This window comes from Fusicatenibacter sp. (assembly GCF_050872605.1).
Taxonomy (GTDB): Bacteria; Bacillota; Clostridia; order Lachnospirales; family Lachnospiraceae; genus Fusicatenibacter.
The window spans coordinates 95,826-108,044 of sequence record NZ_JBNMHD010000001.1; the positions used below are offsets into that span (position 1 = coordinate 95,826).

The window sequence follows — 12,219 nt, forward strand, 5'->3', positions numbered from 1 at the left end:
TATTCCATACCGTCCAAATGTGGAAAACAACGATTCTGCTGTTTTCTGACACTTTTCTGCGTTTTCTGTTCTGTTCAGGTTTCTTCTGATCTGAAAATAAAATCGCAGAAAAAGCACTTCCGTGCAAATTTATCTCTGATTTGTGCTTTTTCTTTTGGAATCTCTGTAGTAAACTGGTATTATCGGACAGAAAAGAACTTACCATACCCAATACCGCCTTTTCTGTCCATTCAAGAGTACATACAATTCGTAAGGAGGGTTTTTACAAATGAATGGAACTTACTATACCATCACCGAAGTTTTCGATTTCGGTCCGCATATCTCGAAAGTGATTCTCGATTACGGCAGAAGCATGAAAGGCGCAGCTCCATCACCGGAACAGTTTACGGTTCATGTGACCCGTACTTCCACCGAGGGCGAGGATTTTGTCTGGCCGAATTTCATGGGCGACAAGCCGGATGACTCGATGGACGGCACACGCCGCGTTTCGAATGTTTACGTTTCCGACAAAACCGGCGCACCGTGCGAGGACGGCACCTGCCTGACGCTGGAGCTGCCGTGCTTTATTATGGAAGGAATCGGCTCCATCATTAAATTCAACGGCAATTTTAATGTCTTTGTCAATGTTGCTTACGATGTAACACAGACATCTGAAATCGCGGCAGACGGCGGCGCTGTGGCTCCGCAGTCCTTCGACGTGGACGGCGGCAACCGCGTGATCTACGGTGAATGGCTGAAAGAAGACCGTTATGAAGATCCGCAGATCCCGCTTTCTTACGTTTATTACGAGCCGGAAATGGATGCGGATGAGAAAATCCCGCTGATCATCTGGCTGCACGGCGCAGGTGAAGGCGGCGCAGAGCCTCCGATCGCGGCGATTGGAAACAAGGTAGTCAATCTGATTTCCCCGAAAGTACAGAACATCTTCGGCGGCAAAACCTATCTGCTCGCACCGCAGGCTCCGACTATGTGGATGGATGACGGAACCGGCGAATATACCAAGGACGGCTCCTCCAAATATACCGAAGTTCTGGATGCTCTGATCGGTGCTTTCGTGGATGCTCATCCGCAGATCGACCGCTCCCGCATCTACATCGGCGGCTGCTCCAACGGCGGATTTATGACAATGAAACAGATCATCTTCAACCCATCCCGCTACGCTGCTGCTTATCCGGTCTGCGAGGCTTTAGCAGATGCATTCATCTCCGATGAAGATATCCAGAAGCTCAAAGATCTTCCGATCTGGTTCACCCACGCAAAGACTGACCCGGTTGTCGTTCCGGCTGACTACGTCGTTCCGACCTACGAGCGTCTTGCAAAAGTCAACCCAAACGCACACTTTACCTTCTGGGACAACGTGCTCGATCACACCGGAACTCAGAAAAAAGCAGACGGCACCCCGTTCGAATACATCGGCCACTGGTCCTGGATTCCGATGCTGAACGACGAATGTGTTCTCGATTACGACGGAAAACCGGTCATGACAGATGGAAAAGAAACTCCGATTCTGGAGTGGATGGCTGCACAGAAGAAAGCATAATCCCGCTCCCCGCGTACCGCAGAAAATGGTGTGGAGACTGTCCCGAGAGGGAGTGCCTCCGCACCATTTGTATGTACCTAAGAAAGGATAATGTCATGAAACGATATCTTTTATATTTTGCCGGCCTGAACCTGATTGCCGCTATGGTTGTTCTGAATATCCGCTTCGGCCTTGGTGTCGCAGCGTTCAGCTCCGTGATGTATTCCATCTCCCAGATCTACCATATTTCCCTGGGAACAGCTTCGATTATCTGCTATCTGCTCTTTGTAGCAGCCCAATGTATTCTGACCCGGAAGATCCGCCTTGCGTTTCTTCTGGAAATTCCGCTGTCCTTTGCTTTTGGCTGGCTGACGGACTTCTATGATTTTATCATTCCGGAACTCGGATTTCCTGTCGGTATTATGCTGCTTCTCTATTTTGCCGGAATGTTCGCAACCGCAATGGGTGTCTTTCTCTGCGTGAAAACGGATTTGATTTTAACACCGACGGACGGCATTGTAAAAACGATTTCCGAAGTTTTTTCCCTGCCTTTTTCCAGTACCAAAAATGGATTTGATATTTCTCTGGTTCTGATCACTGTTTTGCTGTGTCTTCTGAACCACACTCCGATTTATGGAATCGGCATCGGCACCATTCTGTCGGCCATTTTTGTCGGCAGAATTATAAAGCTGTACGAAAAAAAAGTTACATTCATTTAAAAAGGCGCCGCTGTGTATTTCCGCACAGCAGCGCCTTTTCCTGTCCTTTCAAGGATCTTTTCAAACCGTTTTACTTCCTGCCCGATCCGATTGGATCAGATCTGCCGCTTTTCGACAGCCGCATAGCCGTCGGTTCTCGGAATCCATTTTAGGAACTCCTCAACAGCCAGGTTCCAGAATCTCCACTCATGGGTGTATCCCGGTACGGATACCCAGGTGACATCCACTCCGTTTTCTTTCAGATAATCCTTAAATTCTGTATTAATCTGATACAGCATATCGTTTTCTCCGCAGGTGATATACAGCGGCGGAATTTTCTTTCCTTCCGCAATGGCTTTTTTCACGAGCCATTTCACATCCAGCGGACCATCGACCAAGCCTTCCACTTTTTCCGGATCTCCCACCGGCATGACGGCGCCGGAGAAGGCACCAATCGCTGCGAACCGTTCCGGATTGGAAAGGCCGTGCAGCAGTGCTCCGTAGCCACCCATCGATAAGCCTGCAATGTAGCTGTGCTCCGGCTCTGCGGAAACCGGGAAGTAATTGGTCACGAATTCCGGAACCTCTTTGGATACGAAATCAAAGAACGGCTCGCCGTCCAGAGAATCATGATAGAATTTGTTTTCCCCCGAAATCATCACAACTGCCATGTTTCTCTCTTCTGCAAACAGCTCCACGTTCGTATAGCCTGTCCACTGTGCGTGATTGTTTCCCATGCCGTGCAGCAAGTACAGCACCGGATATTTTTCTTTCACCTCATGTGTCGGCGGCACCGGGTTCTCCTTTCCCGGCAGTGGAAGCTGCATTGCTTCCGGAATCGTTACGCTCGGAAGAATCACCGTGATATCCACGGTTCTTTTTAACGCGTAAGAAATAAAGTTACATACTAGTTTTGCCATTTCCCCATTCTCCTGTCTTTTGGAATTTTTATTGACCTTTTGCGGCCCCATACATTTAGTATAAACCTTTTATTCTGATATTCCAATAGACACGGATTAAAAAGGAACCGGTTATTTTTCTCCTGCTTCTTTCTGCTCTTCCGCAGCCATCTTCCGCTTACGCCGTGTCACAAGACCTCCAATCCGTCCCGTCTCTTTCGCGGTGAGCGACCGCCAGCCATCGTTCAGCACACGGTCTAAAAGCCCCAGTTCTCCTGCGATTTCGTATTTCATTTTTTCTTCATCCGTCATATTTTCCAGATCAATTTTCTTCTGCTTTGCCATTTTTTCTGCACTCCTTTTTGCATTTTTTGTTTTATTCAGAGTGTGGTCATTTTTTCCGGCTTTATACCCCCTGTTTGGAAAACAGGGCTTGTGCGCGGAGCCTAAAATTCGTTCCGGCTTTTGTCCTCATTTTACGGATACTTCCGCCAGAAGTTCTGATATAATGGCTGTGTACTGAAGAATCACGATATTTTCTCCCCTGCCGTTTGTGCAGGCGGAACATTTCATAAAACATGGAGGTATTTACAATGCATTCTTTTCGACTCGTACCGGAAATCCGGCAATATGATACCACAAAGGAATTTTGTGCAGACCTGCATATTGGAAAAGGAGATCTGCTTTTGATCAGCGAATCTCTGTATGATAAATTTTTCAGACAGCACGACAAAGGCGCCATTCCTGTTTTCTACCGTAAATACGGCTCCGGCGAACCGACGGATCTGATGGTGGAAGGCATCTACCGCGACCTGCAGGGCGTCTCTTACCAGCGTGTCATTGCGGTCGGCGGCGGCACCATTCTCGATGTTGCCAAACTCTTTGCATTAAAAAACATTTCCCCTGTCGTCGATCTCTATGACCGCAAGCTGGAAATCCAGAAAGAGAAAGAGCTGATTCTCGTCCCAACGACCTGTGGAACCGGAAGTGAGGTCACAAATATCTCGATTCTGGAACTGACTGCAAAAAACACAAAACTCGGTCTTGCCGACGATGCCCTCTTTGCCGATAAAGCTGTTCTGATCCCGGAACTTTTGAAGGGACTGCCGCTGCGCTTCTTTGCGACGAGCTCGATTGATGCGCTGATTCACTCGATCGAGTCGTTCACCTCCCCGAAAGCCAGCGCGTTCACCCGCATGTATTCGAAAAAAGCGATGACGATTATTCTGGAATGCTATCAGTACATCGTAGAACACGGCCCGGAGTCCCGCGTGGATGTGATCGGTGATATGCTGACCGCCAGCACTTACGCAGGGATTGCCTTTGGTAATGCAGGCTGTGCTGCAGTCCACGCGATGAGTTATCCGCTCGGCGCCGCGTACCATGTACCGCATGGAGAGGCAAATTATGCAATGTTTACCGGGGTCTACAAGACATATCTGCGCCTTAAGCCGGAAGGCACCATCACCGAGCTGAACGACCACCTCGCCTATCTGCTCGGATGCACTCCGGACTGCGTTTATGAAAATTTGGAAGACCTGCTGAATCATCTGATTCCGAAAAAAGCACTGCATGAATACGGCATGACAGAGGCGGATATCGACGCATTCACGCACACCGTCATGACAAAGCAGGGACGGCTGATGGCAAATAACTATACGACACTCGATGAAGAGACGGTTCGGAACATCTACAAAGAGTTATTCTGATTTTCTGTCCTTTTGATTAACGTGAAAAACACTTCCACAGATTTTACCGATCCATCCGTGGAAGTGTTTTTCTTTTCCTGTTCTTTTATTTTTCTCCCATAATCCGCAGATACTCCCGGATCTGGAATGCTGTCATCAGCTCGAACTGAGTCCGCGTGTCCTCAAGATCGCGGTTCAGGAATTCGCGCAGAACCTTCATGCGGTAGTTGACGGTATTCCGATGGCAGAACATTGCGGCGGCCGCGGCCTGGATGCTGCCCTGGTGCAGCAGAAACTGGTACAGGGTTTCGGTGTAGTCACTGCCGTGCGCCTTGTCGTACGCGAGGACTTCGCCGAGCTGTTCTTTTTCATAGTCTTTTAGAATCTTTTTGTCCTCGATCGCGAGCAGCAGTTTGAAAAATCCCATCTTCTCATACGGATACAGCTCTTCCCCCTGATACTTTGCCATCGCGGCGGCAGCCACAGCCTGCGCGTGGCTGGCTTTTAACTGGGCGAGCGAAACGGCCGTTCCGCCGATTCCAACAATGCAGAAATCTTTTGCCACTTCTCCGCCGTACGAGCGCGCACCGACCTGGCGGACCTTTCCAAGCAGCTCTTCCATTGCCTCCCCGATCCGCTCCGCGTCGTCCATTTTCCAGATGAAAAGCAGATTCCGTTTCGTCTCGAGCATTGTAAATGCCAGACCGCTTTCATTTCTGTATTTTCCAATCTCATACCGCAGCCGCGCCATGCCGTTTGCCGCAAGGGCCTCCTGCTCCGCGCCGCGTGCAAACTCAGCAACCGCCACGCAGTATTTCCCGGCGATCTCGTATCCGTTGTTTTCCAGCGTGTGGATGCTCTTCGCATAATCGCCGTCTCGGTACAGCACGCTCAAAAATGCCTGCGAAATTTCGTGGCTCTCCGTCGTCTCCTCGAAAATGCGGTTGTAGTAATCGCGCGTGATGTCGTAAATGTGCACCTCCCACGGCATCAGAAACAGCGGAAAGTGTTCCCGGCCGCAGAGCGCGCGGATTTCATCGGTGATGTCCTCTTTCTGGACGTACTTTCCCGTATTGACAATCAGCCCGCTCGTCTGGTGCGCGATCATCGTCTCGATAAACCGGTACAGCCACGCCGGATCCCCAACGCTGCTGACTCCCGTCGTAATCACCAGCTCACCGCCCTGCAGGAAATCCGCCGTGTTCAAATCCTCCGAAATATAGACCCAGTTGAAAATTCCGTCCAGCCCATCCTCTCCTGCGGCTAATTCCAGGCGGTATTTTGTTTTTGTCTGCTCGTAAACGTTCTTTAATTGAATTGCCATCGCTCGTTTTTCTCCTGTCGCATTGTTCTCATCTCACAATTTTCTCCAGTATAATTCCCTCTTGTCCCTCCTGTCAACCGTTCGTCCCACTTCTCTTATGCCATCAGCACAAACACTCCAGCAATTCTTGTATGTTCCACCTATGGAATCCTCCCCCGTTTTCCGTCATAATCATGCTTGTAAAAACCAAAGACAACAAACACACTTGATATAAACGAGGAGGAATCTATTATGTTAAGAACATCTTTACCGGAAATCAAAACCGAAACGCTGCCTGGTCCGAAAGCCAAAGCAATCATCGAGCGCCGTGCTGCCGCTGTCCCTTCATCCATCCGCTGCGCTTACCCGGTTGTCATTGAAAAAGGCGAGGGAGCCATGATCGAGGATGTCGATGGAAACCGTTTCCTTGACTGGATCGGAGGTGTCGGTGTTTTAAATATCGGATTTTCCCAGCCGGAAGTTGTTGAGGCTGTCAAAGCACAGGCGGATAAATATTTCCACGGCATGTTCAACGTTGTCACACATGAGGGTTACGTTTCTCTGGCCGAAAAGCTTTCCAGCATCGCACCGGTGAAAGGTGATCACAAGAAAGCATATTTTGCAAACAGCGGCGCTGAGGCCGATGAGAATGCCGTTAAAATTGCAAAGGCGTTCACGAAACGTCCGAACATCATCGTTTTTTCCGGCGCTTTCCATGGAAGAACGCTTCTTACTATGTCGATGACTTCCAAGAAAGCATACGCTGTTGATATGGGACCATTCCCGGACGGCGTTTACCGTGCGCAGTTCCCGTACTACTACCGCAACCCGGCCGGAATGCCAGAGGAGGCACAGTGCGATTACTATATTGATTCGATCAAAGCCGTCTTTGAGCAGTGCGCACCAGCCAATACCATCGCAGCCATGATCGTTGAGCCGCTGCAGGGCGAGGGCGGATTTATCCCGGCTCCGCTGGAGTGGATCAAGGCAGTCCGCCAGATCTGCGATGAGAACGGCATTCTGCTGATCGCCGATGAAGTGCAGTCAGGCTTCTGCCGGACCGGAAAAATGTTCGCATCGGAATACTGGAAAGAGGTCGGCGTACAGCCGGATATCATCGCAACCGCAAAATCCATCGCAGCCGGTGTTCCGCTTTCTGCCATTGTTGCAAGAGATGAAATCATGGAAGCTCCGGCTCCTGGAACGATCGGCGGTACCTTCTGCGGCAACCCGCTGGCCTGCGCGGCTGCCTTAAAGACCATCGAAATTATGGAGCGCGATCATCTGGCAGACCGTTCCGTTGAGATCGGAAAGAAAGTGACCGAGCGCTATCTCTCCATGAAAGAAAAATATGAGTGTGTCGGCGATGTCAGAGGCCTCGGCGGTATGGTCGGCATCGAGTTTGTCACCAGCAAAGCAACGAAAGAGCCGGCAGCAGCACTGACTTCTGCCATCATCCAGGAATGCGTACAGCACGGCCTGATGGTCGAGGGCGCCGGAACATACAACAACGTCATCCGTTTCCTGGCTCCGCTCGTTATGACCGATGAGCAGCTCGCCGCAGGACTTGATATTTTCGAGAACGCAGTCGCTGCGTGTGCTGCAAGACAGTAAGACATCCCAAAAGAGAAAGACCCCGCTTTTCATGGCGAGGTCTTTCTCTTTCTATAAATTTCTATTTTATTTTCTTATCTTTCTCACTCCAGCGGCTCACCCAGTCCGCTCTTAATTGCGGTAACTGCCGCCTGAAGTGCTTCTTCCTCATCCTCTCCGCTGCTGCAGATCTCAATCGTTTCTCCCTGCTTGATTCCAGCGGCAACGATGCTTAAAATGCTCTTTAAATTCACCGTTCCCTGCATCCCATTTTTTTCATAGGCAAACGAAATGGCAGATTTGTACCGGCTTACGCTGTTTGACAAATTTACCGCATTTAAAAGATGCAGACCTGACGGATTGACAATCGTTACTTTTTCACTTACCATCTTACGTTTCCCCCTGTTTTCTCATTCGTATTTCGTTTCATTATACCACTATACTACGGCTTTGTGAAAACTATTTGAAAAAACGATCAGATGTTTTTTAATTCTTTGCGTTTGCTCAGCTGGCTGAAGCACAGATAATAAATAAAATATGCAATCGTCGTGATCACCCAGGACAGCGGATAGCAGAACGCCGCTCCTTTTAAGGAATGGAAATGCGGCAGAACCGCTGTCATCCACACGATACGCACACCGCAGATGCCGATGCCGGTGATAAACATCGGAATCCAGGCATCGCCGACGCCGCGGAGTGCGCCGGAGAGGATCTCGATCGAAATATACGTAAAGAACGTCGGTACCAGGAAATGGATCAGTCCGTGGCAGATTTCACGCACGGCTGCGTCCGTCGTAAAGAGCGAAATCAGAATATCGCCGACAAACCACATAAACACAACCATGACACCAGTCATCAGAACTGCCATGATCATACTGGTGCGCACGCCGTGGTGGACACGGTCCATCTTTTTCGCGCCGTAGTTCTGTCCGACAAAGGTCGTGGCCGCGATACCGAGCGCGTTGATCATCATCCAGAAGAGGCCGTCCACTTTTCCGTAAGCCGCCCACGCAGCCACGTTGTTGGTTCCTAAGGTGTTGACCGCTGACTGAATAATAACGTTCGATACGGAATACAGAATCGACTGTACACCTGCCGGAAAACCGATGCGGATGATCCGCTTCAGCATAATCCAGTCAATGCGGATTTTCCGCAGATGGAGACGGTAAATATCTTTCGTCCGCATCAGCGAGCCAAGCACGAGAAGTGCACTGACAAGCTGTGAGAGAATCGTCGCCAGCGCCGCACCCATAACGCCCATCTTGATGCCGACAACGAACAGAAAGTCAAGCACAATGTTCGTCAGACAGCAGATGATCAGATACAGCAGCGGCCGTTTCGAATCGCCGACCGCACGCAGGATACCGGAGCCCATGTTGTAGAGCAGGTTTCCAACCGTTCCGAGGAAATAGATGCGCATGTAAATGAGCGCATGGTTCACAACGTCATCCGGTGTGTTCATCATGCCGAGCATCCACTTGGAACAGCCGATGCCGACCACCGTCAGCACAATACCGCCGAGGATAGAAAAGGCAACGGATGTATGAACCGCCCACTGCACTTTATCCTCTTTGTTTGCACCGTAATGCTGCGAAATAACAACGGTTGCACCGCTGGAGAGACCAACAAAAAATCCGACCAGCAGGTTAATCAGCGTACCCGTCGTTCCGCCGACGGCTGCCAGTGCTTCTTTGCCGAGGAAATGACCGACGATCATCGCATCTGCCGTGTTGTAGAGCTGCTGGAAAAACGTTCCGAACAGAATCGGCAGGAAGAAAATCAGAATCTGCTGCCAGATGACACCCTCGGTAATCTGATTTACTTTTACTTCTTCGTTATTTACTTTTTTCATACCCAAATACCTTCTAAAACAGCCGCCGTACAGTTCCTTTGTACGACGGCAGTCCCCCTTTGCCTATACTATATTGCTGTCTGTGTTATCTTCCATTCAAATACTCTTTCAGGAAATCAAACAGCGTCTGCATTTCTTCTCTCGTACCAATGGTGATACGCAGATAATTATCAATGCGCGGTTTGTCAAAGTAGCGCACGTAAATGTGGCGCTCGCGAAGCGCCGCAAACAGCTCTTTCGCTGGTACGCTTCTGTGTGTCGCAAAAATAAAGTTTGATTTGGAATCCTCGAAAGAGAATCCCAGTTTTTTCAGCTCCTCTTTCGACCACTCTCTCGTTTCCACCACTTTTTTCACGGTTTCACGGAAATATTCCTCATCGCGGATCGCTGCGGCTCCGACGACAATCGTGGTCTGGTTCATGGTGTAAGAGTTGAACGAATATTTCACATCGTTCAGATACGAAATCATCTTCTCATTTCCGATCGCATAGCCGATGCGCATGCCGGCAAGGGAACGGGATTTGGATGTCGTCTGTACCACCAGCAGATTCTCGTATTTTTCCAGCAGCGGCTGTGCGGTGGCAGCTCCGAAATCCACATACGCCTCATCCACGATCACAACCACATCCGGGTTGTGCTGCAGAACAGACTCGATCGCAGAAAGCGAAAGCTCCACACCGGTCGGCGCATTCGGGTTCGGGAATACGATTCCGCCGTTTGGATGGTTCTCTGCAAAATACTGCTCCGGCACAATGCAGAAATTCTCATCGAGCGGAATCTGCTCGTACGGAATGCGGAACTCCTCTGCCCAGACATCATAGAAGGAATACGTGATATCCGGGAAAAGAATCGGTTTGTCGGAGTTAAAATACGTCATAAAAGACATCGCCAGAACATCGTCCGAACCGACACCGACGAACACCTGCTTCGGGCTTACGTGATAGACATCCGCGATCGCCTGCACCAGATCGGCCGCGGTCGGGTCCGGGTAGAGACGGAGCGTATCCTCTTCGGCCACTTTTTTCAGTGCCTCTGCAGCGGCAGGTGACGGCGGATACGGGTTCTCGTTCGTGTTCAGCTTGATCATGTCGGCCTCATGCGGCTGCTCGCCCGGTACATACGGCACAACTTTTCTTACGTTCTTTTCCCAGTTACTCATAAGTTCCTTCCTTTCTGCTTGCCCCCGGAAAAAATTTCCGGGCTTTTCTAGTAGTTTCTCTTTTTCAGCCTCTCTTCTTCCAGGTAGAAGGATAGAAAAGGATCAGCATCGGGAACAGCTCAAGACGGCCTGCCAGCATATCAAAGATCAGCACCAGTTTTGCAACCGGGCTGTATCCGAAAAAGTTGCTGGTCGGACCTACCTGGTCGAGACCAGGTCCGATGTTGTTCAGTGTCGCGGCAACTGCCGTGAAGTTTGTCTCGAAGGAAAATCCGTCCACACTGATGATCAGCATCGAGAAGCAGTAGATCACCAGATAGACAATCAAAAATACGTTGATCGCCCGCAGAACCTCGTGCTCTACCGGGTGATCATCGAAGCGGATGCGCTTGATGCTCCGCGGATGTACGATCGAACCGAGTTCTTTTTTCACGGTTTTCAGCAGAATCAGGATTCGCGAAACCTTGATTCCGCCGCCGGTCGAACCGGCACACGCTCCGATGAACATCAGCATGACCAGAATGCATTTTGAAAGCTCCGGCCAGAGGTTAAAGTCTGTCGTGGAGTAACCCGTTGTGGTGATGATGGAGCCGACCTGGAAAAAGGCGGTCCGCACAGTCTCACCAAGGGAATGATACATCGGATATGTATTCCAGGTAATCACGCCTCCTGCCAGAAGGATGATCAGAAAATACGCTTTTACCTCCTGGGAAGCAATGGCTGCCTTTCCTTTTTTACAGAGCAGCAGGTAATAAAAGTTAAAGTTGACGCCAAACGCGATCATGGCAACGGTTAAAATCCACTGCTGTGCCGGGGTATACGCTGCACAGCCGCTGTTTAATACGGCAAATCCTCCCGTTCCGGCAGCACCCATGGCAAGCGTAACGGAGTCAAATACCTTTGCTCCGGAAATCAGCAGCGCCACGGTGGTAAGGATGGTCATGCCAAGGTAAATCTGATACAGAATTTTGGCGGTTCCGCGCACTCTCGGCACGAATTTCGAGACGGTCGGTCCCGGGCTCTCCGCCTTCATCAGGTTCATGACAGAGCCGCCCTTCATCGGAAGAAGCGCCAGGATGAACACGAGAACACCCATACCGCCGATCCAGTGGGAGAAGCTTCTCCAGAACAGGCTGGCGTGGGAAAGTGCCTCCACATCATTTAAAATGCTGGCTCCTGTCGTTGTGAAACCGGATACGATTTCAAACAGAGCATTGATATAAAACGGTATTTCTTTCGTTATCACAAATGGTACTGCGCCGAAAACACCAAGGACAACCCAGCTTAGGGAAACGCACACAAAGCCGTCTCTGGAATAAATTTCCATATTGGCCGGCTTTTTGAAGCAGAGTGCAAAGCCTGCCGCAATGCAGATTGCCCCCCAGATAAGATAGGCAAATCCTGCCTTTTCCTGGTACAGCGCACCCACCAGCGCTGGCAGCATCATCAGGAGTCCTTCGACTTTCAGCACCCAGCTGATGACAAAACGAATCATCTTATAGTTCATA

11 protein-coding genes are annotated in these 12,219 nt (G+C 50.1%); 4 read left to right on the top strand and 7 right to left on the bottom strand.

Annotated features, from left to right (window positions below):
* Positions 1–268: 268 nt before the first annotated feature.
* Positions 269–1,540: a prolyl oligopeptidase family serine peptidase gene (locus tag ACY2VT_RS00470; protein WP_461878486.1), complete on the top strand. Its 1,272-nt coding sequence runs from the start codon at positions 269–271 to the stop codon at positions 1,538–1,540.
* Between the two features lie 95 nt (positions 1,541–1,635).
* The gene (locus tag ACY2VT_RS00475; RefSeq protein WP_461878487.1) at positions 1,636–2,238 is read left to right on the top strand and encodes a YczE/YyaS/YitT family protein; all 603 of its coding nucleotides are present in this window, start codon (positions 1,636–1,638) and stop codon (positions 2,236–2,238) included.
* A 95-nt stretch (positions 2,239–2,333) separates the two neighbouring features.
* Here the strand turns inward: ACY2VT_RS00475 and ACY2VT_RS00480 are convergent, their stop codons facing one another.
* Together ACY2VT_RS00480 and ACY2VT_RS00485 are read right to left on the bottom strand one after the other, a co-directional pair.
* Positions 2,334–3,137: an alpha/beta hydrolase gene (locus ACY2VT_RS00480; protein WP_461878488.1), complete on the bottom strand. Its 804-nt coding sequence runs from the start codon at positions 3,135–3,137 to the stop codon at positions 2,334–2,336.
* Between the two features lie 111 nt (positions 3,138–3,248).
* On the bottom strand, positions 3,249–3,461 hold the full coding sequence (locus tag ACY2VT_RS00485) for a small, acid-soluble spore protein, alpha/beta type (RefSeq protein WP_461878489.1): 213 nt from the start codon (positions 3,459–3,461) through the stop codon (positions 3,249–3,251).
* A 248-nt stretch (positions 3,462–3,709) separates the two neighbouring features.
* Here ACY2VT_RS00485 and ACY2VT_RS00490 point away from each other — a divergent pair, with 248 nt between their 5' ends.
* Positions 3,710–4,825 carry a 4-hydroxybutyrate dehydrogenase gene (locus ACY2VT_RS00490; protein WP_461878490.1) on the top strand — a complete coding sequence of 372 codons (1,116 nt, stop codon included), beginning with the start codon at positions 3,710–3,712 and terminating at the stop codon, positions 4,823–4,825.
* 85 nt (positions 4,826–4,910) lie between these two features.
* Here the strand turns inward: ACY2VT_RS00490 and ACY2VT_RS00495 are convergent, their stop codons facing one another.
* The gene (locus ACY2VT_RS00495; protein ID WP_461878491.1) at positions 4,911–6,128 is read right to left on the bottom strand and encodes a PucR family transcriptional regulator ligand-binding domain-containing protein; all 1,218 of its coding nucleotides are present in this window, start codon (positions 6,126–6,128) and stop codon (positions 4,911–4,913) included.
* 231 nt (positions 6,129–6,359) lie between these two features.
* Here ACY2VT_RS00495 and gabT point away from each other — a divergent pair, with 231 nt between their 5' ends.
* A complete protein-coding gene (gene gabT, locus ACY2VT_RS00500) occupies positions 6,360–7,721 on the top strand; it encodes a 4-aminobutyrate--2-oxoglutarate transaminase (RefSeq protein WP_461878492.1) in 1,362 nt (453 codons plus the stop codon).
* A gap of 83 nt (positions 7,722–7,804) precedes the next feature.
* Here the strand turns inward: gabT and ACY2VT_RS00505 are convergent, their stop codons facing one another.
* The 4 genes from ACY2VT_RS00505 to ACY2VT_RS00520 form a co-directional block, all read right to left on the bottom strand.
* Positions 7,805–8,089: an HPr family phosphocarrier protein gene (locus ACY2VT_RS00505; RefSeq protein WP_461878493.1), complete on the bottom strand. Its 285-nt coding sequence runs from the start codon at positions 8,087–8,089 to the stop codon at positions 7,805–7,807.
* A gap of 86 nt (positions 8,090–8,175) precedes the next feature.
* Positions 8,176–9,552 carry an MATE family efflux transporter gene (locus tag ACY2VT_RS00510; protein ID WP_461878494.1) on the bottom strand — a complete coding sequence of 459 codons (1,377 nt, stop codon included), beginning with the start codon at positions 9,550–9,552 and terminating at the stop codon, positions 8,176–8,178.
* A gap of 85 nt (positions 9,553–9,637) precedes the next feature.
* Complete coding sequence (hisC, locus tag ACY2VT_RS00515; RefSeq protein WP_461878495.1) at positions 9,638–10,711, bottom strand: histidinol-phosphate transaminase; 1,074 nt, start codon at positions 10,709–10,711, stop codon at positions 9,638–9,640.
* A 64-nt stretch (positions 10,712–10,775) separates the two neighbouring features.
* Complete coding sequence (locus ACY2VT_RS00520; RefSeq protein WP_461878496.1) at positions 10,776–12,218, bottom strand: TrkH family potassium uptake protein; 1,443 nt, start codon at positions 12,216–12,218, stop codon at positions 10,776–10,778.
* Between the last annotated feature and the right edge of the window lies 1 nt (position 12,219).